Source organism: Ignavibacteriales bacterium (genome assembly GCA_016214905.1).
Lineage (GTDB): Bacteria > Bacteroidota > Ignavibacteria > UBA10030 > SZUA-254 > PNNN01.
This window is the reverse complement of sequence record JACRMQ010000006.1, coordinates 201890-228530: the sequence shown is the minus strand read 5'-3', so window position 1 is coordinate 228530 and position 26641 is coordinate 201890. Positions and strand designations below refer to the sequence as shown.

The window sequence follows — 26641 nt, the reverse complement described above, 5'->3', positions numbered from 1 at the left end:
TATTTTAAATAAAGCAAGATTTAAGTGATATTTCGTCACAATTCCTTGCAACAATCATCATTTTTAACTAAATTTTAGATATTTTAAAATTACTATATGAAAAAAATCAAAATAATAGGGTCAACTGAATCTGTCGAAGTGAAAAAAATTCTTTGCCTGGGCAGAAACTATCTCGAACATGCGAAGGAAATGAACGCCACGGCACCAAAACAACCGGTGATATTCATGAAACCTGCGACAGCAGTTATAATTGGTGACGAAAAAATCATTCGGCCATCGATTTCAAAAGAAATGCATCACGAAATCGAACTTGTTGTCGCGATTGGTGAAAATGGGAAAAACATTTCTAAAAAAAATGCTTACGACCATGTGGTCGGATATGCTGTTGGACTTGATATGACTTTGCGAGACTTGCAGTCTGAAGCGAAAAAGCAAGGATTACCATGGACATTGGCGAAAGGATTCGATACATCGGCGCCGTTATCCGATATAGCTCCTATTTCTAATATTCCCGATCCGCACAATTTACGTATGATTTGTCGGGTAAACGGAGAAGTTCGGCAAAATGGCTATACCGGGAATATGATTTTCTCGATCCCGCAGATAATTGAATATATTTCAAAATATATATCACTCGAAAAAGGAGATCTCATATTTACAGGTACACCGGAAGGGGTATCCGAAGCGAAACCCGGAGACATCATCGAAGCTGAGATAGAAGGAATCGGAAAAATTGTACATGAAGTTACAGGAGAATAATAATTTTGCTCGTTAAACATTTGGCAATAAGAGCTTTGACTTGTTTGATCGGATTATTGAATATTTCTGTACATCCTTCATCGAATAGAGAGACCGAAAATATTCCGGTAACGCCCAAGACTATCCTCAAGTGCTGTGACTTTGATAGTGTGAAAACCGATTTATCTCAGTATCTCTGGCCCACGGATGCAAGCGACCGGATAACTTCCTCGTTCGCCGAATACCGAACGAAACACTTCCATGGGGGAATCGATATTAGCACGAACGGACAAACCGGATACAATGTTTTTTCCGTTCGTGAAGGATATGTTGAAAGAATTTGGATTATGCCGAATGGATACGGAAAAATGTTGTTCATTAAACATCCAGACGGTTATGTCAGTACCTATGCTCATTTGAAATCTTTCAGTAAAAAAATTACCGAGGTTTCTTCAAAGGAACAATATCGTAAAGGAACATATTCAATCGACCTGAAACTTGAACCGAACTCTTTGCAAGTTGACAAGGGTGAAGTGATTGCTTATACCGGAGATACGGGATTTGGTCCTCCTCATCTTCACTTTGAAATAAGAGACGAAAATTTAAATCCGGTAAATCCTTTGTTGATCAGCAGATACAATATCCCTGATAACCTTCCCCCATTCATTAGACGAGTGGTTGTTTCGCCGCTTTCACATAATTCCATTGTCAATAACAACGCTGAGCCAAAATTTTTCAGCCGGATACCGAAGCGGCATGGTTCATACATCATACCACAAACAATAAGAATTCATGGCGATATCGGATTCGGCATCGATGCTGAGGATCGTTCCAATGGAAATTGGAGGGAAACCGGTATTTATCGAATGAAGTTTTATATCGATGATTCACTTTATTATTTCATGGAGTTGAATCGCGTACCTCAACTTGAAACTAAACAAATCGATTTACATTACGACCTCCCTCTTCTGCTTGGAGGGCTTGGGCGTTTTCAAAAATTATATATCTCCGATGGAAATTCGTTACCGTTTTTCAATCACCAACCGAACGGTACGGGAATCATCCACACAGATCGACTCACAGAGGGTGAGCACGACTACAAAATAACTGTCGCAGATATACAAGGAAACGAAAGCGAACTGCATGGAAAAATTTTCGCTAACCACAGTCCAAAAATCGAATTTTCCGATTTCGATCTCAACCAAATTTCCATATCATCATCACAATCGGGCTCAATCAACCAGTTTGTCGTTTCCGGTAAACGAACATATCAAACTAATTGGACAATACATACTTTGGACAAGACCAGATTTTCCAGTCGCGATTCAATCATCGAGCTCCCGATTAATTTAAAACCGTATGATGTGGTTCGTGTTGTAGCAGAAACTAAAAATGGATCTCGCTCCAATCCGCTCTATCATTTCGTCAAAAAACCGTTCGGACCACCCAGAACTATCTTTGTTGATTGGAAAATTATCTCGACCAAAATTGTTATCACTATTACCACTCCGGGCGTTTTCACTGAACCACCGGAAGTATTAGTTACCGAAGGAGCAACGAATCAAATAGTGCCTGTAAATCCTATCGACCTATCCAAGTACGAAGGAACATTTACCCCTTCAACATCATATCAAGGAATTCGCAGTTTAAAAGTGAATGGAGAAGTGAATGGGAAATCATCCGAAGCAGCTTCAGAGATGTCGTTTTTTGTTATCTCACCAAAAACCTCCGGTGAGTTTTCTGCATTGAATGGCGAAATTAAAATCAAGTTTGATTCCGGTTCTGTTTATACTCCATTAATATTTAACATAGATCAACAAAAAAATGCTCGCTCGGTAATATATTCACTTACACCTACAGATATATTACTTCATAGAGGTATTAAAGTATCACTACCACTAATCAAAGAAGATCAGAAAATAGGGATTTTTTACCGATTAAATGGCGGCTGGGTTTTCCACAGTTCGACGATCGATTCGACTGATAATACGCTTAGCGCGATGCTCACCAGGACACTTGGAGATATAACAATTCTGAAAGACGAAAATCCACCTTCATTGGGCCGGGTAAAAGTTTCGGCGCCTAAGAGGTTCTTAAACATATCATTTCGTTACTACGATAATTTATCGGGCGTTGATACCGACGAAATAAAAATGTACATTGATGATGTGCCTATTATTCCTGAAATCGATGGTGAGCATCATCGCGCATTCTACTATGGAGACACACAGTTAACCATCGGAAGACATCAATTACACCTATCGATAAAAGACAAGGTTAATAATTCCAGCGAGTATACCCGATCATTTGTCGTCAAATAATTTCATAATACATTTATTATTTTTCATCAATTTATTTAATAACTATCTCTATTATGCCCGAAATTCCAAAAGCATTTAACCCCAACGAAGCTGAAGCGAAATGGTATTCTTACTGGGAAGATAATGGTTTCTTCCGTGCTACAGCGAAGGCCGAAAAAAAACATTATACAATCGTGATACCCCCGCCAAATATCACCGGTATATTAACGATGGGACATGTTCTGAACAATACTCTTCAGGATGTTTTCATCCGCTGGAAACGGATGGAAGGTTATGAAACTCTTTGGATGCCCGGGACAGATCATGCAGGTATAGCGACTCAAAATGTAGTTGAAAAATCATTGGCGAAGGAAGGTAAAACCCGTCACGATTTAGGGAGAGATAATTTTGTTGATAAAGTATGGCAATGGCGCGAACAGTACGGGCATACAATTATTAAACAATTGAAAAAATTAGGAACCTCATGCGATTGGGATCGTGAACGTTTCACGATGGACGAGGGATTGTCAGAAGCCGTCCAGGAAATTTTCGTTCGTCTATACAATAATGGATTGATATATCGAGGAAAATATATAATTAACTGGTGCCCGAAGGATCACACGGCTATAAGTGACGATGAAGTGAATTTCACAGAGCAAAGCGGCAGCTTGTGGTATATCAAATATCCCATTATCGGATCGAACGATTATGCAACAGTCGCCACAACGCGTCCTGAAACAATGCTAGGCGATACAGCGGTTGCTGTAAATCCAAAGGATAAGCGATTTCAACATTTGATTGGCAAGAAAGTTCTACTGCCAATTTCTGACAGAGAAATTCCTATAATCGCCGATGAAATTGTAGATCCCGAATTCGGTACAGGGATGGTAAAAGTAACTCCCGCTCACGACCCGAACGATTATTGGATTGCCCAGAGATTTAATGAACACACCGATGCTTCAAATCAGATGCCGTTCATAAATATTTTTGATATCTCAGCCCGGTTGAACGATAATGTGCCTCAAAAATTCATAGGAATGGACAGGTTTGAAGCTCGGAAGGCGGTTGTTAAAGATCTTGAATCATCCGGATTGCTGGTTAAGATCGATCCGTACACTAATAACATCGGCCGTTGTTACAGATGCGATACAGTAATCGAACCATATTTATCTGACCAATGGTTTGTAAAAATGAAACCGCTCGCCCAACCGGCACTGCAAGCTGTAACAGAAGGATATATTCATTTTCATCCCGACCGTTGGACAAAAACGTACGAACATTGGATGAATAATATTCGTGATTGGTGCATCTCCCGGCAACTTTGGTGGGGTCATCGAATCCCGGTTTGGTATTGTGTCGGTGATACAGAATGTAAAATCGAATGCAAAGAACCGATCGTCTCAAAAACCGCTCCGGGAAAATGTCCACATTGCGGTTCAACGAACCTTCGACAGGATGATGACGTTCTCGATACATGGTTTTCATCATGGCTCTGGCCCTTTTCAACTCTGGGTTGGCCTCACGACAATAAAGACCTTCGATACTTCTATCCGACAGACACACTCGTTACCGCACCCGACATAATTTTCTTTTGGGTTGCGAGAATGGTGATGGCAGGTATAGAAGTGATGGGTGAAATCCCGCACGTTGATGGTTCCCCACGGTTATCCATAGAACAAAAAATTCCATTCAAGGACGTGTATTTCACCAGCTTGATACGTGACATGCAGGGAAGAAAGATGAGCAAGTCTCTCGGCAATTCGCCCGATCCATTAGATGTGATTTCGGAATTCGGAGCCGATGCATTGCGATTCACCGTACTTTACCTTGCCCCCCTCGGACAAGATGTGCTGTATTCAAATGAAAAGTGTGAACTAGGAAGAAATTTTGCAAATAAGATTTGGAACGCGGGCAGATTTCTCCTCATGAACAAATCTCAATTAGCAGAAAATATTTCATCAACCACCGATTCGGTTGCAAAAATTTCCGACCTCCATCTTGATCTCGCCGATCGCTGGATTCTGTCACGTCTAAATTCAACAATTTCAGAATTAACATCTGCGCTTAATTCGTTCGATATAAACATTGCTACAAAAATGTTATATGATTTTTTGTGGCATGACTTCTGCGATTGGTATGTTGAAATGATCAAAGGAAGGTTGTATGGAACAGAGTCGGATGAGATAAAATCAATCACTCTCGACCGTGCGATTTTAATTTTTGATGAGGCATTACGATTGTTGCACCCTTTTATGCCATTTGTAACCGAAGAATTATGGCAGCATCTTTCTGAACGTCCGGCTGGTTCTTCCATAATGATTTCTCCATTTCCAAAATTTGATAAAAGATGGATCGATAAAAATACAGAAGAAGAAATGCAATATGTGCAAAACGCGATCAACAGCATACGAAATGTTCGCGGTGAATTGACTGTTCCACCCTCAAAAGAAATATCGCTGATACTTAAATTCACCGATAAGACCAAAGAAGATATAATCAAACGATATCAGAAATATTTTCAACGCTTGGCACGTGTCAATAATATTACCTCTTCTACCGATGGAACAAAACCCAATCAAGCAGCAAGCGCCGTTGTTGCAGGAGGTGAAATATTTATTCCCCTGGAAGGCATCATAGACACTGCTGCGGAGAAAGAACGGATTGAAAAAGAATTAAAGCATATCGAAAATATGATTCAGGGAATTGAGAATAAATTATCGAACGATCAATTCGTAAGCAGGGCTCCGAAGGATGTTGTGGAAAAAGAACGAAATAAGTTGACCAATTTCAAAGAGTCTTATACAAAATTGAAAAATAATTTAGATCAATTATAGCTATCTTTTCAGGATATTAATATACTACCAGATGATCCTTATATAATTATTTTGATTATATTCCTCCATTTCTCAAAGAAAGTAGAGCTTTCATAGGATTGACACCGGGCACACTTCAGGAAAAGCTTAACATTTTTCAAAAATGAAAGACTAATCAAAGTACTATCCTTCCATTTATCATCCGATCAGCGGGCATACAAAATCGCGTGATCCACCACACCAAGGGTGATTAGATTAACATCCGGTCTTTATTTTTCTCCACATATTTTGTCAAAATATTTCGACAGTTTAATGAGGTGTGAAAATAATGACGAGAAAAATATTAGCTTTGCTGTTCCTTTTTATAGTAGTCGATCTGAGCTTTGCTCAGGAATTAGGTGTTGTTGATTTTTCGGTCACAATAGTTCAAGCACCGCTGGTAGTTGGAGTTGTCAACGGGGCAACTTACGAAAATCTGATCCCGGGAATTTCATATGAAGCAATCGCAATTGAAAACGGAGTGGCAGAAAACATTAATAGATTCAATGGAGAGGAATCGTTCTCACCCGCACTGATTGAAATTGATGGAATACCGAACGCTCAAATATTCGTCACCTTCTCGCTTCCGCGAAAATTATTTCCAAAAAATGAAGGAAGTGGCGTTGTCAACATGACTTATGATCATCTCTCCGGAAGCTTATTTAATCCGGTTAATGGAAATTATCATTTTTTTAATCCTGAGAATGGCTTTAGGTTCAATTTTCCGAACAACGGCGAGCGTGCGATAATATATATCGGTGGAAATCCAACCATTTCTCCTTTTGCTCCTGTCGATGAATTTTTTGGAATAGGGATCGTTACAGTTGAATATTCTTGATAAGATTGTAATAGATTTGTTTCTATCCCCCTAGAATATCTCCCCAATTTCTGAGGGTGGATCGGAATTGAATCCATCCTCAGAAATCCGTATATTCTCTCTGATTTTCATTACCTTTTTATATTAGCTTAATGGAGTTTTTATGAAAAAGATTTTCGTACTGCTTGTTTTAATTTCTTATTCAATTATAGCGATGGGACAAAAGGGCGCTTTCACGATTGGAGATCTTTATAAATTGAAAGGTGTCAGCGATCCTCAAATCTCTCCCGACGGGAATATGATCGCGTATGTTGTAACAGAAAATTTTCTGGAGAAGGGAAAATCCAACCAAGATATTTGGATAATGTCTGTCGATGGAACCAACCCAACAAAACTCACTGATCATTCAGCTGCTGATAATCACCCGCGTTGGTCTGCCGATTCAAAAAATATTTATTTTGTTTCAACACGGAAAAACGGTCCGCAACTCTGGGAAATTTCAACCACAGGCGGAGAACCGAACCAGATTACTGATTTTCCGATGGGAATTTCAGACGCGGAAATATCTCCTCTCAACAACACGCTCCTGTTCGCAAGCGATGTATTCCCTGATTGTCCGATCTCAGGAGATTGCAATAAATATACAGATAGCACAATGCATAACGGTCCTATTCAAGCACACATGGCTGATGAGTTATTGTATCGCCACTGGACAGATTGGAAAGACGGTAAAAAAACACATATCATAAAATATGATTTCGATACAAAATTGTATTCCGATCTCACCCCCGGTAATTTCGATTCCCCCGCATGGGAACAAGGCGGTATTGGTTTCACTTTTTCCCCTGACGGAAAAGAAATCTGCTTCGTTTCTAACCATGATGTTGATCAGGCCGAATCAACGAACAAAGATTTATTTATTCTATCACTTGAGAACAATGAATTAAAAAACCTGACCCTGGAGAATAAAGCATACGACGGTAATCCGCAATATTCGCCCGATGGCAAATATATTGCCTATAAATATCAGACCATTCCGGGATACGAAGCAGACAGATTCAGTATCGGTCTCTGTAATCGGAAAACTGGCGAACTAACAAGGTTGTCCGATAAATTCGATAATTGGGTAAATGATTTCGTCTGGTCACCTGATTCGAAAAATATTTATTTTACCGCACAGGTAGAAGGACATGTCCCTATTTTCAAAGTTGAAATAAAATCAAAACCAATATCCAAAGTGGTGGATATGAAAACAATCGATGCATTCTCTTTATCATCGAATGGTAAAAAGTTCATAGTAGCAAGACGTGCTGTTGGCGAACCAGTGGAGATTTGGAGTTGTTCAACAGATGGAAAAGATATAAAAAGGCTAACATTCCTGAACAAAGAAGTCGCTGATCAGGTAGATATTCGCCCGGCGGAAGAAATGTGGATAGAGTCACCGACCGGAAAAAAGATACACACTTTCGTGGTCAAACCTCATAACTTTAATCCTTCAAAAAAATATCCGTTGATTTTGAATGTTCATGGTGGTCCTCAATCGCAATGGGCTGATGCATTCCGCGGAGACTGGCAAGTATATCCGGGCTCAGGATATATTGTTGCGTTTCCAAATCCGCACGGTTCTACAGGTTACGGACAAGAATTCACCGCTGCAATTTCAAAAGATTGGAGTGGAACAGTCTATCAGGATATTATGGCAGTTGCAGATTCGTTAGAGAATATTCCATGGGTTGATAAAGACCGAATGGGTGCAATGGGTTGGTCGTATGGTGGTTACATGATGATGTGGCTTGAGGGACATACAGACCGGTTCAAAGCAATCGTTTCTATGATGGGAGTTTACAATTTAACAGCAATGCACGGCGCCACTGAAGAATTGTGGTTCCCTGAATGGGATTTGGGTGGATCGCCATGGGAATCAGATTTATATCAGAAATTATCTCCGAATAATTTTGTGAAAAATTTTAAAACACCATGCTTAGTTATAACCGGCGAACGTGACTATAGAGTTCCATATACCCAAAGTTTGGAATTTTTTACACATCTGCAAAAAATGAATGTTGATTCACGTCTCATAGTATTCCCAAACGACGGACATTGGCCCTCAAGTGTGAAGTCGATGCCATTGTACTATAATGCTCACCTGGATTGGTTCCATAGATATTTAGGTGGTGAACCGGCACCGTACGACATGACAAAAATGATACGCAACCAGGCATTCACTAAATAGCTCATCCATTCACTAATAAAGATATTCACTATTTGGAAACGATAACACCCACCGCAACAACAGAACGTCTCGATTATATTGATATACTCAGAGGAATTTCAATAATCGGAATCCTCCTGATGAATATTGTAATCTTCAGTTTGCCAACCAAAATGTTCGATGTCTCAACTCATCCATGGCCCGGTACAATGGATGTATTAGCCAATTGGTTCACTGTTTTTTTCGTGAAAGACAAATTCTACCATTTATTCGCTCTGCTTTTCGGGATTAGTTTTTCGATTATGATGGAGCGATCTAAATCACGCAATACCGATTTTTTATCGTTATATTCAAGACGGTTGGTGGCACTTTTCTTCATTGGGCTAATCCACGGATTTCTAATTTGGTCAGGCGACGTTTTGGTCATTTATTCAGTGCTTGGATTCATCCTCCTGATAATCCGAAATCATCCCCCGAATCGGTTACTTATTTATTCAATAGTATCTATCTCAATTCCGATAATCATCCCAGTGATAAAAAAGATAATCGAGATGATAGCATCAAACAACTACACTGACGAGGGGTCAACGAATTATCATTCGCTGGCAATGCATCAATTATTCATTTACGGTAAAGGATCATTTTCACAAATCACCGGCTACAGGGCAACAGAAGTTGTGCATTTTTATGTAAGCGGACTTGACTCGTTCACGACCCGTGCTTTTTCGATGATGGTGTTTGGTTTATTCCTGTGGAAAAATAAAATCATTCAAAACATAAAACAATATATTCCTCAATTGAAAAAATTTATGTGGTGGTTTTTAGCGATTGGATTTGCTGGACAATTTTTACGCGTAACCGCTGATGAATTGTCTTTCCCTCACGACAATACTCATCCGCTAATAAAACTCGCGACCCTTTGTTTAAATGTATTCAGTGTGCCGTTGCTAACTTTCGGGTATGCAATAGTGATAATTATTCTCATTCAACACACCAGGTGGAATAAAATATTTAGACCAATAGGATATGTTGGCAGAATGGCTATCACTAATTATTTGTTTCATTCAATTTTCTTCACGACAATTTTTTACGGTTACGGTTTCGGATTGTATGGTCAAATAGAACCTGCGTCCGGAATTTTACTTTCGACCGGTATGTTCATTTTCCAAATAGGATTTAGCAACTGGTGGCTTAGCAAATACCGATTTGGCCCTGTTGAATGGATTTGGCGATCGTTAAACTATGGAAAGATCCAACAATTGCGTCTTAATCCGGAATCGGTCAAAAATCACAGATGAATATGGCTATTTTCGATTAATTTTGGTTATTTTTGGAATTATACTAAAAATTGAAAGATTTGTTATTGGTTTCTCAGAATCTTTTCATATATTAACAAGTGCATTATCCGGTGGAGGTAAACCTGAGTTCTGCACCAGGGTATTGCTTAATTAAAACTAACTATAGGAGTTGTATATGAATTTATTTGTAGGCAATTTGTCGCACGGAGTAAGTGAAGACGACTTGCGCGCAGAATTCCAGGCATTTGGTGAAATAAAAAGTATCCAAATCATCAAAGACAAGTTTAGCGGAGAATCCAAAGGTTTTGGTTTCGTTGAAATGCCTAAGAAGGAAGAAGCAGAAGCGGCAATGAAAGCTCTCAACAGCAAGCCATTAGATGGCAAGGCAATTGTTGTGAACGAAGCTCGTCCACGAGAAGAACGTGGTGGCGGCGGTGGTCGCAGAGGCGGTGGCGGAAGAGGTGGATTCGGTGGCGGTGGTGGTCGACGCGGCGGTGGCGGCGGCGGTCGACGTTTCTAACATCGTGAAAATTCCAAATATATAAAATGCGACTCACACAAAATGCGAGTCGCATTGTTATTCTAATATCGTACCTTTATAAAAAGCGTAATCAAGCGGTATGGAATAATCTTAATTGTTCATCTTATAATGTTCAATGGACAGCGCTGAGGAATGATCGAATCTTTTTCATTGCCTTCATCGCCGTGGGTGGATCGTAATTCGACATCACGATAGCACTGTACCCTTTTCCAATATCAGTTTCGATACCTGAATTTATACCAGGAGCTCCGCCAAAAATTCCCATACCTCCCTGTTTTTTATCATCCTTGTTCACAGGTTCACCCTTCAGAATATTCCATGTGTCTTTTTCCTTAAAGAGAATCCCTTTTTCAAGCGCTGAGACAAACGAAAGTAAGTCTTCGACCGTTGAATAACCTCCGCCTGCAGAGCTCCCCAGGGCAGGTCTGGTATATATATTTTTTCGCCACAGCCGATTCAAACTGTCTCGTGTATATCCCTCAGCAAGATTCGGGATGGGGATATCCGTTTCGTACGAATCTGTATTTGGCATACCGGCAATTTTAAAAATATGCTCTTTAACATAATCGTAGTAACTTTGTCCGGAGACCTTTTCGATGATCAGACCTAAAACGATATATCCACCATTCGAGTATTGCCGTTGAGTTCCGGGTTCAAAGGTTAACGAGTCATTGGCAAACATCGACAGGAAATCACCGAGAGTACGAAAACGATCTTTCGGTGTGCTATCAAATTTCTCACCAAAGAAATCACCAATCCCCGACGACATATCGAGCAGATGACGGATAGTTACTTTCTCTGCCGCAGTTTTGTTCGGATATTCGGGAATATATTTTACGATAGGATCGTTAAATGACAATCTGCCGTGCTCATATAACTGACCAACCGCAATCTGAGTGAATATTTTATTTATAGATCCGAGATTGAATTTTGTATCTGGTCGATTACGTACGTTGAATTCTTTATTCGCCTCTCCGTAAGCACGTTTAAAAATCGGTTTGCCGTTTTTAGCAATCAAAGCTACACCCGAGAATTGATCTTTCGATGTTTCTTCATCGAGATATTTTATGATTGATTGCAAAGCTTCTGTTTCCGACAATTTTGCAGAGCTTGAAGATTGCGGTTCATCCGTATCCTCGATGCGGATACTTAAGATCTTATTCGACATCTCGGTATCAAGTTCGAATAAAAATTGAAACCACTCTTTTTTTTGAGTATAAACAACTGCCGATACCATCGATTCAGAAACAATTTCAATTTTCTTTAGTTCGATGCTTCCCATATCACTCTTCAACTGCTTGTAAACAGCAAGCCGGGTTTCTATGGGTCTCGCCTTCAAACTCTTACTCGAAATATTTTCTAAAAAATATTTCTTCATACTTTCTTCACCGCTATTAAACGCTTCAACATACTTTTCAACAATCTTTGAAGAGTTTATATCTTGCTTCATCTGAGCAAAACAATTAGATTTCACCGAGAAAAAGAGTAGAGTAAAAATCAGCAAGCTACTGATGAATTTGTATTTCATATAGTTTCCTTACCTGATAAACATGTTGTTATTCTAATTAGACAGGATATAAATAGTTCCGTTGACATTACATCTAATGTATAAAACAAATCAGACCGGTTTTCATGTTCATTAAATAGAAATGGCAAGCGGAATCGCTTGCCATAAAGTAAATTAAAGATGCAAACCCACTCTCATCATACTTCCACAGTCCAACCAAACTCATCTTTCACCCTGCCGAATTGGATCCCTGTGAGTGTTTCATAAAGTTTGTGAGCTATCTCGCCGGTCATCCCGTTATTTAATATCATTTTGCTCCCATTCCAATTCAATTCACCTATCGGAGAAATAACAGCGGCTGTCCCGGTTCCGAATGCCTCTTCCAATTCTCCTTTCGTGAAGGCTTCATTGAGTTCATGGATGGAAATCCTGCGCTCGCTCACTCTCATTCCCCAATGTTTCAGTAAAAATATAACGGATTCACGTGTCACCCCCGGAAGAATACTTCCCTCTAGTGCAGGAGTAACAATTTCACCTTTGAGTTTGAAGAAAACATTCATGGCGCCGACTTCTTCGATATATTTTTTCTCAACACCATCAAGCCACAGCACTTGCACATATCCCTTTTTCGCGGCAATAGATTGTGCCTTCATACTGCCGGCGTAGTTGCCTGCGGCTTTCGCGTATCCTGTACCTCCCCGAACCGCGCGAACGTATTCCGGTTCAACGTAAATCTTTACTGGTGCTATACCTTGAGGATAATATGCACCCACAGGTGAAAGAATGATTATGAACTTGTAACTGCCCGATGCTTTCACTCCGAGAAACGGATCAGTTGAAATAATGAATGGGCGGATGTAAAGTGAAGTTCCATCGGCTGTTGGAATCCAATCCCGGTCTACTCTTACCAAAGTTTTTATCGCCTCTACACCGAAATCCACATCGATAAGCGGCATGCACATGCGATCATCGCTGTTGTTGATGCGTTCCATATTTTTACGCGGACGGAATAGAAGTATTCTGCCTTCAGCTGTAAGATACGCTTTCATACCTTCGAATATCGCCTGACCATAATGAAATACCGAAGTTGCAGGATCGAGAGAGAGTGGTTGGTACGGAATGATGCGTGCGTCGTGCCATCCCTTCTCCTCAGAATAATCGGCGATAAACATATGATCCGTAAAATATTTACCGAAACCAAGATTTGATTGATCCGGTTTCGGCTTTGAGTTCTTCGTGGTTTCAATTTTAATTTGCATAATTTTTTAAAATCGTTTGTTATTATGGAATAAAATGAAGAACAGATGGCACTTGATTGCATGGATGTTCTAATTATAATACTTTTTTCAAGACAATACAAACTCATAATTTTATTTCTATTAATTGAAGATATTTTGTAACTTAAATGAAATGAATTATTTATTTTTGTTCCGCACGAAAGCATAAAGGATAGTGATAGGTGAATACACAAATTATTAGAGTTCTGTTTCTTGGTTTTGCCTGTATATTCTTCATATTTGATGGATTATCTCAATCGTCATCTGTATTTATTGAAGAACTCACTTCAAAGGAGGTTCAGGATAAAATTATTGAGGGGAAAACCACAGCAATATATTGTGCAGGCAGCACGGAGCAGAACGGATCGCATCTAATCTTGGGGAAACATAATTTTATCTCTCGCTATATTGCCGAGAGAGTTGCGATTGAGCTCGGCAATGCGCTTGTTTATCCTATCATGCCGTTCGCTCCGACAGGTGATCCATTATTAAAAACAAAACATATGCGTTATCCAGGGAGTATAAATGTTTCGGAGGGTGTATTTGCGTTAGTAGCACACGATGTTGCCAGCAGCGCGATATCATCAGGATTTAAAAATATTATATTAATGGGTGATCATGGAGGAGGTCAGAAAGCTCTTGAAAGTGTCGCTGCTTCCCTTGATTCCGAATGGACGCAACAAGAAGTTCATATATATTATATCCCAGATCTTTATTTCAAATCAAAAGAAAATATGAGGGAATATCTGACGAAAAATAATCTACCCGCCGATACTCATGCCGGAATTGACGATACATCTGAATTATTATTCATCGATAAAGAGAATACTCTGGTACGAGTATCAAATCTGAAATCGACAAATGAAGAAGTGAAACGTGAAAAGGGTATCAGCAAAGCATCTCGGGAACTAGGAGAAATTTTTGTTGGTTATAAGATCAAGAATGCAGTCGACCAAATTCGTTCACTTCTATCTAAGAAGTGAAATAATATTGAAACATGTATCCGGAATCCCCAATGACAATCATGATTAATCGCAGAAAATTCTTAAAACAATTTGTCACCACCGGCGCTATATGGGCAGTTACTCCACTGCCAAATATCATTTCCGATGAAACTCCGATACTCAAGCGAGTCATTTCAAAAAAAATAATTGTACTTGGAGCAGGTTTAGCGGGACTCTCTGCCGGTTATGAATTAACACAAGCAGGTCACGATGTTACAATTCTCGAAGCACGGTCGCGTCCAGGTGGTCGGGTTTATACTTTACGCAAACCATTTACCGATGGTTTGTATGCAGAAAGTGGAGCTACACGTATTCCTGAAAATCATGAATTGACAATGAAATATATCAAACATTTCGATCTACCGCTTGATGAATTCAGACCCATCGATCTGCGCGATGTACATTACGTACGCAGCAAGCGCATTGTAGCCGGACATGGAGATAATATAGATTGGCCCGTGGATTTAACTGTCGAAGAAAGGGAAATGGGATTAACCGGCATGCGGAAAAAATATATCACACCGGTTGTAAAAGAAATGGGCGATGTTTCTTCTTCTGATTGGATTCCGTCTGATACGATGAAAAAATACGATAAGTTGACATGGATAGAATTTCTTCACAAGCAAGGTGCATCTGCAGGGGCGATTCAATTACTCACGATGGGACATAGTGCAGGGTTGTACAAGGATATTTCTGCTCTACAAATGCTGCATGTATCGGCAGAAGGTCGAAAGAGACGACAGATGTATAAAATCAGAGGGGGAAATGATCTTTTACCGCAAGCTTTCGCTGATAAATTGAAAGAGAAGATACGATACAATTCACCTGTGATTAAAATTGAACAAGATGGACAGGGTGTTCGAGCAATTATTTTGGATTCAGGTGAGCAGCAAGTGATTACCGGAGATTACATTGTATGCACGATACCATATTCTATATTGAAAAATATAGAAGTAACTCCTATGTTTTCATCTACAAAGCAGAATGCAATAGAGCAGCTGTGGTATACTTCAATTGCGCGTATCAACATTCAAACAAAAACCAGGTTCTGGCAGGATGAAAAACTTTCGGGATTTGCACATACTGATTTACCTATCATGGAAGCGTGGAACCTCAGTTATAATATGCCGGGTATACATGGTATGTTGGCTGCATATTCATCAGGTGAACCGGCACGCCAAATTATGAATATGAAAGAACACGAACGCATCACTTTTACTCTTGAACAAATGGAAAAGATGTTTCCACAAATCAAGGAACAGTTTGAAGTCGGTGCGAGCGTTTGTTGGGATGAAGAAGAATGGTCGCGTGGAGCTTGGGCATGGCTGAAGCCGGAACAAACTGAAACAATACTACCGTATATCTCCAGTCCAGAAGGACGAATCCACTTTGCCGGAGATCATACTTCACCTTGGTCATCCTGGATGCAAGGAGCTCTACATTCAGGAAACCGTGTTGCTAGTGAAGTGAATAATCTGTGAGATTTTATCCAACCGTTAGGCCAAACTTTCAATTATTTTAGTCGAGATTGTCAATCTGTCTAAGATCACATATACAAGAGTATTAATTGCTATTGATAAGAATTTAATGTATTATAGATAGTCAAATAACAGTACACCGTTAGCACAACCCCACAGGGTTGTTTACTGAACACGTTTTTCTGCAGTATTCGCACGCTTTTAACACCAGCTGATGTACCCGTTGTCTCCTTTCAAGGTCAGAGTCGCCAGCAATCGAAACACGCAGAATCGAGTAAAATTCGAGAATGCGGTATTTTACATAAAAGCCACGGTTTCCGGCGTACACTTTACCGATCCCATAAAAAGGGTCATTACAAAACAATTCCGCCAAAAGCGGAATATTATAGAAAGGATAGTTCCATGGAAAAAGGAACAGTCAAATGGTTCAACGGAGCAAAAGGTTACGGCTTCATTTCACGTCAAGGTGGCGAAGATGTATTCGTCCATCACAAATCGATAGTCGGAGAAGGTTATAAAAACCTTAACGAAGGTGATCAAGTGAAATTTGAAGTTGAAAACGGCCCAAAAGGACTTCAGGCTTCAAACGTATCCGTTATATCGTAAGTTGCGATAGATACAATCACGTTTAAAAAAAGAACCCCGCTTCGATTACTTCGATGCGGGGTTTTTTATTTCTATCCACTTATTATCTTACTCGATAAAAACAACTCAAGCTTGGTGTTTAACTTGATTATTCGTTTTGTGGGGGTTTCTTCTTTTTAAAAATCTTTTCTTTCATCTTATTCAACAACACCTTTGCCCAAACAAACTCGGTTGCCAAAATTCCCAATCCCGCAGGAATAACCAGGATTGAAGGTCCCGGAAGAAATATCATTACAATACCGATCAACAAAACGGTTGAACCGACGATGGCAATGAATATTCTCTTCAAACTTTTTACAGTCATATTGATTTTCAGTCCTCTAATATGATTTACTCAAATGAAATCGAGAACTTAATTATACTTCACGACAACAAAAGTAATATCGTCGTGTTGTTCGGCAGATCCCTGAAAATGCTTCACCGCGCTAACCAGTGATCGTTGCAAATGATTTGCATTTATGGTTTTGTTGGCTTTTATGAAATCGCAGATCGCATCTTCACCATACTGTTGCTGCGTTTCATTCATCGCTTCCGAGAGTCCATCTGAATAGAAGAAAAAGATAGAATCAGAGCTTAGAGACCGCTGAACTTCTTCAAGGTTTTCTTCGAAAATAGGACCACGCTCCAATCCCAACCCGATGCCTTTTGAATTCAGGTGTTCGAGTTTATTATTTGAACCTATGATCGCTTTATTATGTCCGGCACGGCAAATTTGCACCGTATTGTTTTCCAGATTAAACAACGCGAGAACCATTGTTATAAAAGATTTCCGTTCGATACCGTCATAAAGACGTCGATTCACATGGATAAGCATTTCACGTGGTGTTGTATACATGTGCGACGCCAATTGAATCATACCTTGAATTTTCGACATATAAAGTGCCGCCGACATCCCCTTCCCTGACACATCCGCAACAACGACCAGAAGCCTCTTAGGATCAAGCAAGATATAATCAAAATAATCGCCACCAACTGTGAGAGCCGGGATTGAAATTCCTGCGATATCAAGGTGTTCCAATTGTGGGCTAGTTTTGGGGAATAAACTTTGTTGAATCTTGCGAGCAATTTCCAACTGTTCTTCCATTTTTTGCTTTTCAATTTCGCTTTTATGCAATCGCGCATTTTCAATAGCTATTGCTGCCTGGCTTGCAACGGTGGAGAGAAGATCTATATCTTCCTGAGAATATATTTTCCCGGACATTTTCGGACCGACGTTAATTGTCCCCACCATCCTATCTTGAATAAACATAGGAACAGAAAGTACGATACCGGATTTAATAATTTTTTCTCTATCTTCTTGAATTATCGGGATAGAATCAGGTTCCACATCCAACAACGCGAGAGAAAGAGGTTTCTTGGTTGTCTGAAGTAAAGCTATCAATCCGTTTGTCTGTTGAACAAAATCCGAATAATGCTTCGGGATATTCTTTGTTAATGAATAACAACCTTCTATTTCGTCACAGAGTATAATGGCAATTTTTTCAACGTGCATTGTTCCAGAAATTCGATTCGCCATTGAATCGAGAATTTGTTCTAAGTTCATCAACCGTGGAAGTTCCTGACTGAATTCGAGTAAAGCTTTTTGATAATTATACCGTTCCTGATAAAAACTTCTATCAATCCAATCCTGCGTCTTTCTTTTTATGGGATCGAAAACGAGGGCGATCGATATAAATGCAACCGCATTCATCACCTGATTATTTTCCATGCCGAGAAAATACGACAGCAGGTTCCCTATCCCAAATACTATCATTAAATATATCGCAGCAAGAGTCGCGGTGATAACACCGTAGATAAGACTCCGCTTAATAATTAAATCAATATCCATCAAACGGTACCTGAAAATGCTATACCCAAAAGCGAGCGGCATGCCGATTACAAGAGCTATAGGTAATAAGAAAATCAGTTGTAAAAAAAGAAATGGCTTAATGAGCAAGATGGCAAATATATAAGAGAAAGCAATCAATCCTAACGCCGATCCAATTAATATTGGCTTCAATTGCTTCTTGCGCGATTGCTCTACACTGCTGAAGTAAGCATGAATAAAAATACCAAGTCCGGTGGTGAATGACCCAATCAAAATTAACGGATTGATGACTCCAACAAATGGTGGCAACACAAGTTGTTGTCTGAATAGGATCGTAAGCATGTTAATAACGCTTACAGAATATAGTGATACCGTTATCCAGCGATTATCGAAAGCTTTTTTCCTCACGGGAAAATAAAGAAAGAATCGTATGAAAACAGGTGGGGCGAAAATTAGCGCCGCGAACAATCCGATACGGGCAGTTAAAATTTGCCATTGAGCAAAATGCTGCGGATCGAGACGCGTGATAAACAAACCGAAGAATAGCATGGTCCAAAGACTGAACCCGCCGAATAACTGCTGAGTCTCTCCCTGAGGTTTAGTCATTACAACGATAAATCCGACGATAAGAAAACCCAATCCCAACGAGAATAGTGAAAGGAAAAAAACATCAAAATTCCTCACAATTTCTATTTCAGTTTCAAATTGTTTGTTGTCTCGTTCAATCGTATAAACAACTTTACCAATGATTCTAATTGAATCGATAATTCTTTGCGCCCTGTTGGCATTTTGAAAATCGAGTCCATTTACTTTCAATAGGATATCACCGTTTTTAATTCCCGCCTTATCGGCAACACCATCAGGAATTACATCGGAAATAAGCAGGCCTTGTTTACCTTGATCACGCGGGCGCCATCCGCATTCATCACTTCCCTGCACATTGTAAACCATGACAGAAATGAAATTCATTACACACAGCGCAAGCACGATCATGGAAATGAATGAATACAAAATCCGGATCGTATTTGGACGCATTTTCCTAAGCGGATTCTTCATAGTAGAGAAATAAACAAATTGTTAGTAGGCATCAGTTTCTTGTTAGAATTCAAAGATATCAATGCAAACAAAATAAGCAATGATGTTGTGAAAATCAATTAAAACAAACCCCCAATCGTCGCTGATCAGGGGTCGTCATTTTGCTGATATTCAATTGATTTAGTTAATTTAAACCTCTTCGTTTCAACAGAGCATCAACTTTCGGTTCAGCACCTCTAAATCTCTTATATTCAACCATTACATCTTCGCTGCCACCTTTTTCAAGAATATTTTTTCTGAATGAGGTTGCAGTTGCCTTATCGAACAAACTCGTTTCTTTAAACGCTTCAAACGCATCCGCATCGAGCACAGCCGCCCAGATGTAACTGTAATAGCCGGAAGAATAGCCACCAGAAAAGATATGGGCAAAATTGGTGCTTTTATACCGCGACTCAATCTGCGGAATCAAACCGATTTTTGAAAGCGATTCTTTCTCGAATGTCGGTACATCCTTTTCACTATTGTTCGTGAGAGTATGCCAATCCATATCGAGAAAGGATGCGGCAAGATATTCAACAGTTTCAAAACCTTGATTGAAGAGCTGGGAGTTTCGAATTTTATCTATCAATTCTTTCGGCATCGGCTCACCTGTTTTGTAATGTTTCGCATACATATTTAAAACTTCAGGTTCCATTGCCCAGTTTTCCATTATCTGCGAAGGGAGTTCAACAAAATCTTGAGGAACAGATTGAGCATTTGGATAAACAGTGTTCGATAGTAAGCTGTGAAGACCATGACCTAATTCATGGAATAATGTTGCAACATCATCTACACTCATCAATGATGGTTTATCCGCAGTCGGTTTCGCGAAATTGCCAACATTAAAGATAACCGGAGTGATATAGTTGCCATCCATGTTCGATTGGTTCCTAAAATTACCTGACCAGGCGCCGCTTCTTTTACTATCGCGTGGGAAATAATCGGAATAGAAAATACCGATATGTTTTCCATCTGCCTCTTTAACTTCATACACTTTTACGTCCGGATGATAGACCTGAATATCGTTTCTCTCAATAAATTTTATTCCATATAATTTTTCAGCTACATCAAAAGCACCTTGGCGGACATTTTCCATTTTGAAATAAGGTCGCAGCATTTCTTCGTCAAGGGCATATTTTTCTTTCTTTACCTTTTCGGCATAATACCACCAATCCCACGCTTCAAGTTTGAATCCGTTTCCTTCTTTATCAATTAATGTCTGCAAATCCTGAATCTCTGTCCCCGCACGTTTTAAAGCCGGCTTCCAGAGATCATTCAAAAACTTATAAACATTCTCGGGTTTCTTAGCCATATACCTGTCGAGTACAAAATCTGCATGGGTCTTGAATCCTAACAAGTTTGCCCTGTCAACCCGCAAAGCTGCGATTCTAGACAAAATTTTTTTTGTATCATTTTCGTTGTTATTATTACCGCGATTGATATAAGCTTTGAATAATTTCTCTCTCAGTTCTCGTTTATTTGAATATTGGAGGAAAGGAATGAAACTCGGTTTCTGAAGCGTGAACACCCACTTCCCTTCATGACCTTTTGACTTTGCCATTTCTGCCGCCGCCTGGATTACATCATCCGGAAGCCCTGCTAAATCAGCTTTGGTATCTATAACCAATCCGATTGCTATGGTTTCCTTCAATAGATTTTCCGAAAACTTAACGGCGAGTACACTTAGTTCTTCATTAATTTTTCTGAATTTTTCTTTCGCCTCATCTGTTAAATTCGCACCACCTCTAACAAAACCTTGATAGTAATTATCGAGCACAGTCTTTTGTTCAGTTGTAAGCGTAAGTTTATCTCTGTCATCATAAATTCGTTTCACTCTTTCAAAAAGTTTAGGATTGAGAGATATATCATCGTTGTGTTTCGATAGGATCGGGGCTATTGTCTTCGCGATTTTCTGCATCTCCTCGTTGGTGTTCGCATCGTTCAAGCTGGCAAACATATAATCGACTTTTGTCAACAGCTTACCGCTTTTTTCCAATGCTTCAATTGTATTTTTGAATGTCGGATTCTCGGAATTCTGTGTGATTGCACCGATTTCTGCATCGTGCTGTTTCATTCCTTCTTCGTAGGCAGGCATGAAATGCTCTACCTTTATATCGTTAAAGGGAGGTGTTTCAAACGGTGTTGTCCATGTTTTAAAGAAAGGGTTATCCATATTTTTTTTATCCTGTGCAAAAGTGAGTGCACTAAGCAACAATATGGAGGCAAAGGTATACCATACTATTTTCATTTGTTCTCCTTGAAAAGACGATTTATTATGTTGGATTTGATGATTAATGAGATTATAACGAATTGATGATACGGCAATTATTTCTAAAAGTCAAACAGCTACTTTTTTCATTTTATCTATTTGCTTCAAAACCTTCCTGCTGCAGGCAAGAAGTCCTCCACCGGCATACGGCAGTAACTGTTCAATTGTTACACGCAATTCATTGATAATTGCCGGTTCTTGCTTGGCAATTCTCGCCAGCACGTACATTGAAAATGCTCTGATAGCTACAGGGCTACTTGGATTCGCAATCTCGTCAAAACAAATGGTAACTACTTTGCCGAGATGTTTGCGGGGAATTTCAATATACCGAAGTGTGCGTGTTACATTTCTTTTAACAGCACAATGAACAGCCGGCTCTTGCATTTTCTTCAGCATTGCAGGAAGCCATGGTGGAATTAATTCAGGATACTTCTCGCCTAAAATCCCGACTATCCATGCAGAACGTTGAGTAACAATCGGTTCACCGTTGAGGAACAGGTCCATCAATAGTTTAAAACGGTTCGGGTTACTGCCGATCCATCTGGCAATTTTTACAACCTGCCGTTTAGAATGTTCTTTGAGAATTTCGGATTGGAGGTTCATAAGTGAAGGAAATTAACAAGATTTTGGAAAATATTCAAATCTGTTTACAACTGGTGGTGGTTATTCACTAACAGGTTATGAGCTAAGCTTGAATAGATCTCAGCTATAATAAAAAAAGGCAAACCTTTAAGTTTGCCCTTTCATAATAATTCTTCTTACAAATAAAATCGTTAAAGCCCCACACCCAATAACAGTCGGATTTGGAACTCCGGTTTCCCTTCTTTTACAGTCCCGACTTTAAATGCCGAACCGATGGTCATCCAAAATTTTTCGGTTCCATGCGCGATAACAGGTCCTATGTAATTTCCGTTCTTCCCTCCCTTTGCTTCCATTCCAAACTTGAACATCTCGCTAACTTCATAACTTGTACCCAGCGCGTATTCTGTTTGGTACTCCCATTTATCCTCGTACTCATAAACAAAAATCGGGTTCATAGCTATATTCAACTTCCCGAAATCTTTAGCGAGAATAATTTTCCCTTCAATCTCATGTTCCGAGAAATCAGTATTCCCTTTATATTCAAGATAAAGAAGCGGATCGAAGATATATTCACCCCGCTCGCCAAGGCGATACCGTCCGCGCAACTTATATCCGTCGTAGCTTAATGCTTCACCGGGATTTTGTTTGAATATTTGATAAATCCCGAAATCAAATCTGTCGGTCATACCAACTTCCAATTCAAGCTGATGTTCAGCTATCGTATTCCCTTTTGAATGATTCATATCGAGAGAAGATAGGGTTGTATATTGCTCGAATTCACCCCTTCCCGCAGAGAGAGTTTGGTATTCATAAGTCCAAACATACCTCCGATTATCCGCGGCGGCATTGTATGCAATTATTAAACTTAATATAAACAGGTACCCATAGAACTTCATATTTTTCCTTATAAAAATAATGATTTGTTTTTATGATAAACAGAAATATTTGGAGGAAAGTGCCGCGTGGGTTTTTATATAAAATAAAAAAGGGCGAACATTACTGTTCGCCCTTCAAGTTTAATTAAGAAATATTTCTTACTTCACAAGCATCAGTCGTTTCGTATCGGCAAACGATTTACCTGTCACGGTTGAGGCATTCAACTTACAATAGTAAACACCACTTGAAAGTGACGATGCATCAAACCTGATTTGATGTGTACCGGCAGAACGGTCTTCGTTATTCATGAGAACCGCAATCTCCTGCCCGATAACATCATATACTTTTAACGTTACAACTGCATCCTCAGCTAAATCGAAACTGAGTGTTGTAGACGGATTAAAAGGATTCGGGTAATTTTGATTCAACTTGAATTCCGTTGGATTAACATTCGATTCAGTAACAACAGGCGCACTTACAGCCGCTTTGCTCAGTGGCGAGGTGGCACTGACATCGAAGTAAAGCTGATCGAATTCAGCCGCTTGCCGCGCGCTGGAACCTGAAGAAGCAGTGGCGCCAAATCCAAAGTATCCGTTCGTAAATACGGTATAAGTTGAATTTGTCACGCTTCCCTGATTAACCGTTGTGTTTGCCGCTGTAGGTTGAGTAGAAGCAACCACACCAGTACCACTAGCAGTTGGTAAAATGGAAGTATAGATATTCCAAACAGAACCGGTTGTGCGAGTAACTCTCACCAGGAAACCGTAATCAGTGATTCCATTTGTCACAGTTCCTGTTGATGTTAAGATTGTTGTTGCAACTCCGTTCGTTACCCTTTGCAGAAACAGGTTATCACCGCCGCTATTATCGCCGAATAAAATTCTATATCCATCAACCGTTGTCGATGTTAAAGTTGCTTCATTAGCCCACAACCAAACGACGCTATAGTTTGTGGAAGTAGCAGCTTGAGCACGTCTGCCCATCCAGAACGACCACGATTGTTCTGTTCCCCATGACGCGGTTCGTTGAGTTCTGAGATAGAATGTGCCTGCCGCGGCAGCACTCAACCGTAGTGTATTTGAACCTGTAGCACCTGCACCGGCATCGCTGTTCGCAACAACCTGGAATGACGTTGTTGAACCTGCCCATACCGGATTTGCTGTGAAGTTGCCATCGGCAAATGTTTCAATCGGCGCCATCGAGTTCGTTGTGGTGAATGTGTAATCAACCGAAGTTGCTGTGTTGTTTGATGCATCGGTAGAACTAACGGCATAGTGATACGTTGTGTTCATGCTGAGTGCTGTCAATGTAACACTGTGCGCTGTTACCATTGTAGCATTTGATGCAGAACTGCCGTATCCTGTTGTCAATCCGTAATTCACCACTGAATTGGATGATTCGTCTGTCGTCCAGGTTATTGTCGCGCTGTTAGATGAGATGTTGATTGCTTGAACATTCGAGATTAAGGGTGGAATGACATCGGGAACGCTGATGGTAAAGTTAGCGTTGCTGACATCGTTCGTTGCAGAATTTGTAACATCAGAGACACGGACTTTGGAAGTGGTGGATGGTGTGTTCGGCACTGTCCATGAATATGTTCCTGTGTTAGGAGTAGTTGCAACAACGGTGGAGTAAGTTGTACCATCTGTTGTATACTCGATCATTACATTAGCGATTGTGCCTGTGAATGTCCATGTAATGTTGTGGACAGAATTTGTAATCCAATTTTCGGCACCGTTCGGCGATGTGACTGTGACAGATGGTCCTGCTGCACCTGCGGTTGCTGCTGCTGCATCAACTTCACCATAACCTGTATATCTATCCCAACCTGCACCCGATTCAACGTTAGAGATATCAATTGCGGTGCTGCAGAGTTGATCGCGTACTTGTGTTGCTGTCCAAGTTGGATTCTTTGAAATTATCAACGCACAAACACCTGCTGCATATGGTGTTGAGCATGATGTCCCGTTAAAATATAAATCATAATCAGTTGCATCATAACCATTCGCACCAACGCGATCTGTTGTCGGTAGAATTGTCGGAGCGATAACGTCAACTGCTGTGGCGGCATCTTTGGTTGTTACGCCGTAGTTTGATCCCCACCATCTTTCACCGTCGCAGGTGTAACCGTTTGGATCGGTTGATACACCCAAATTAACTTCAGTGGAGAGGTTGCTGCTGCGTTTTCTGTCACCGCAATTTGAGGCAGCACCCACACCGATTACGTTTGTCATTGCTGCCGGATAGCTGATTGTTGATTTATTTTCATTTCCTGTTGCAGCAAGAACAACTGTACCTTTATTCCATGCATAGGTACAAGCTGTTTGTGTTGCCGCGTCAGATGATGTACCACCTAAACTCATACTTATCACGTCTGCGCCTATATCAGCGGCGTAGGTAATTGCGCTACTGATTGCAGAGAAATACATTGTACCAGCTGCGTTTGCAACTTTACAAGGTAATATTTTACTTCCTCCTGCTATACCGGCTACTCCAACACTGTTATTTACAACGGCAGCCGCAACACCCGCACAGCATGTGCCGTGACCTGCACCTGAAGCATCATCGTTAGGATTATTATCACCAACTCCGAAATCCCAACCGTGGTAATCGTCAATCTTACCGTTACCGTCGTCGTCTATTCCATTTGTTTCCTTGCCGCCTCCGCTTTCACCAGGGTTTGTCCAAATGTTTGCTGCGAGGTCAGGATGTGCCCATTCCACACCACCGTCGATAATGGCAATAACGACTGATGAACTGCCATATCCCTGAGAGTTATCCCATGCGGCTTCTGCGTTTGCATCAAAGCCAACCGTACCAACTAATGGTCCGTTGTGCAGATTTGTGCTCCAATTGTAGCTGGGCATTTGAGCGGTGTTGTTATGTCCCCATTGTTTTGAATAGTTCGGATCGTTTGGAATTACTTGTGGATATACTTCCCAATCCGGATTTGCAGATTCAACGTTCGCATCGGCTGCATACGTTCGCGCCAGAGCTTCAATGTCGGTGGTTTCCGGTACCTTGAGAATATAAGTACGATCAATACCGAGATTTTTAGCAAGGTTTTTATCTTTCGGTTGGTATAATTCATCCTTGCTGATTGAAATAACATTCGCTTGTTTATGGATAAGATCAAGCGAACTGATGCCTGTCGCAGAAACCGTCTTAGAATTTTTCTGGGACTTTATGTTATTGATCGGCGTGGAGCTCTTATACTTCACTACCAGAACACCCGGTCGATAACCTTTCTTTGATGTCTGGTCCGTCCCCGGACGAATATTACCAGATATGGCGAAGCTGATCATACCCAGTAGAACGAATATAGTGATCAACGATTTGTACATGCGGACATACTCCTATAAGT

18 protein-coding genes are annotated in these 26641 nt (G+C 40.2%); 10 read left to right on the top strand and 8 right to left on the bottom strand.

Annotated features, from left to right (window positions below; all coding sequences use genetic code 11):
* Window positions 1-96: 96 nt before the first annotated feature.
* The 7 genes from HZB59_04815 to HZB59_04785 all read left to right on the top strand — a co-directional run bounded on the left by HZB59_04815 (window position 97) and on the right by HZB59_04785 (window position 10737).
* On the top strand, window positions 97-759 hold the full coding sequence (locus HZB59_04815; protein ID MBI5020736.1) for a fumarylacetoacetate hydrolase family protein: 663 nt from the start codon (window positions 97-99) through the stop codon (window positions 757-759).
* Window positions 760-764: 5 nt separating this feature from the next.
* Entirely contained in the window at window positions 765-3059 is a 2295-nt protein-coding gene (locus HZB59_04810; protein ID MBI5020735.1) for a M23 family metallopeptidase, read from the top strand.
* 53 nt (window positions 3060-3112) lie between these two features.
* Window positions 3113-5872, top strand: a complete 2760-nt coding sequence (locus tag HZB59_04805; GenBank protein ID MBI5020734.1) for a valine--tRNA ligase — start codon at window positions 3113-3115, stop codon at window positions 5870-5872.
* Between the two features lie 307 nt (window positions 5873-6179).
* Window positions 6180-6728, top strand: a complete 549-nt coding sequence (locus HZB59_04800) for a hypothetical protein (protein ID MBI5020733.1) — start codon at window positions 6180-6182, stop codon at window positions 6726-6728.
* Window positions 6729-6870: 142 nt separating this feature from the next.
* Window positions 6871-8940: a S9 family peptidase gene (locus HZB59_04795; GenBank protein MBI5020732.1), complete on the top strand. Its 2070-nt coding sequence runs from the start codon at window positions 6871-6873 to the stop codon at window positions 8938-8940.
* A 32-nt stretch (window positions 8941-8972) separates the two neighbouring features.
* Window positions 8973-10217 (top strand): DUF418 domain-containing protein, encoded by a 1245-nt coding sequence (locus HZB59_04790; protein ID MBI5020731.1) that lies wholly within the window; start codon window positions 8973-8975, stop codon window positions 10215-10217.
* 175 nt (window positions 10218-10392) lie between these two features.
* Window positions 10393-10737: an RNA-binding protein gene (locus tag HZB59_04785; GenBank protein MBI5020730.1), complete on the top strand. Its 345-nt coding sequence runs from the start codon at window positions 10393-10395 to the stop codon at window positions 10735-10737.
* Between the two features lie 133 nt (window positions 10738-10870).
* Here the strand turns inward: HZB59_04785 and HZB59_04780 are convergent, their stop codons facing one another.
* Both HZB59_04780 and HZB59_04775 read right to left on the bottom strand, forming a co-directional pair.
* Entirely contained in the window at window positions 10871-12286 is a 1416-nt protein-coding gene (locus tag HZB59_04780) for a beta-lactamase family protein (protein ID MBI5020729.1), read from the bottom strand.
* A 176-nt stretch (window positions 12287-12462) separates the two neighbouring features.
* Window positions 12463-13524: a branched-chain amino acid aminotransferase gene (locus tag HZB59_04775; protein ID MBI5020728.1), complete on the bottom strand. Its 1062-nt coding sequence runs from the start codon at window positions 13522-13524 to the stop codon at window positions 12463-12465.
* A gap of 200 nt (window positions 13525-13724) precedes the next feature.
* Here HZB59_04775 and HZB59_04770 point away from each other — a divergent pair, with 200 nt between their 5' ends.
* From HZB59_04770 to HZB59_04760, 3 genes are all read left to right on the top strand, one after another.
* The gene (locus HZB59_04770; GenBank protein MBI5020727.1) at window positions 13725-14525 is read left to right on the top strand and encodes a creatininase family protein; all 801 of its coding nucleotides are present in this window, start codon (window positions 13725-13727) and stop codon (window positions 14523-14525) included.
* A 32-nt stretch (window positions 14526-14557) separates the two neighbouring features.
* Window positions 14558-16027 (top strand): flavin monoamine oxidase family protein, encoded by a 1470-nt coding sequence (locus HZB59_04765; protein MBI5020726.1) that lies wholly within the window; start codon window positions 14558-14560, stop codon window positions 16025-16027.
* A gap of 399 nt (window positions 16028-16426) precedes the next feature.
* Window positions 16427-16630 carry a cold-shock protein gene (locus HZB59_04760; protein MBI5020725.1) on the top strand — a complete coding sequence of 68 codons (204 nt, stop codon included), beginning with the start codon at window positions 16427-16429 and terminating at the stop codon, window positions 16628-16630.
* A 127-nt stretch (window positions 16631-16757) separates the two neighbouring features.
* On the opposite strand, the gene HZB59_04755 is transcribed toward HZB59_04760, so the two are convergent.
* The 6 genes from HZB59_04755 to HZB59_04730 all read right to left on the bottom strand — a co-directional run bounded on the left by HZB59_04755 (window position 16758) and on the right by HZB59_04730 (window position 26621).
* Window positions 16758-16973, bottom strand: coding sequence for a PGPGW domain-containing protein (locus tag HZB59_04755; GenBank protein ID MBI5020724.1), 216 nt, complete (start codon window positions 16971-16973; stop codon window positions 16758-16760).
* 48 nt (window positions 16974-17021) lie between these two features.
* Entirely contained in the window at window positions 17022-19532 is a 2511-nt protein-coding gene (locus HZB59_04750) for a SpoIIE family protein phosphatase (GenBank protein ID MBI5020723.1), read from the bottom strand.
* Between the two features lie 163 nt (window positions 19533-19695).
* Window positions 19696-21798, bottom strand: coding sequence for a M3 family metallopeptidase (locus HZB59_04745; GenBank protein ID MBI5020722.1), 2103 nt, complete (start codon window positions 21796-21798; stop codon window positions 19696-19698).
* A gap of 90 nt (window positions 21799-21888) precedes the next feature.
* Window positions 21889-22422, bottom strand: a complete 534-nt coding sequence (locus tag HZB59_04740) for a hypothetical protein (protein ID MBI5020721.1) — start codon at window positions 22420-22422, stop codon at window positions 21889-21891.
* Between the two features lie 170 nt (window positions 22423-22592).
* Window positions 22593-23297 carry a hypothetical protein gene (locus HZB59_04735; protein ID MBI5020720.1) on the bottom strand — a complete coding sequence of 235 codons (705 nt, stop codon included), beginning with the start codon at window positions 23295-23297 and terminating at the stop codon, window positions 22593-22595.
* A 138-nt stretch (window positions 23298-23435) separates the two neighbouring features.
* Window positions 23436-26621, bottom strand: coding sequence for a S8 family serine peptidase (locus tag HZB59_04730; GenBank protein MBI5020719.1), 3186 nt, complete (start codon window positions 26619-26621; stop codon window positions 23436-23438).
* Window positions 26622-26641: the final 20 nt, after the last annotated feature.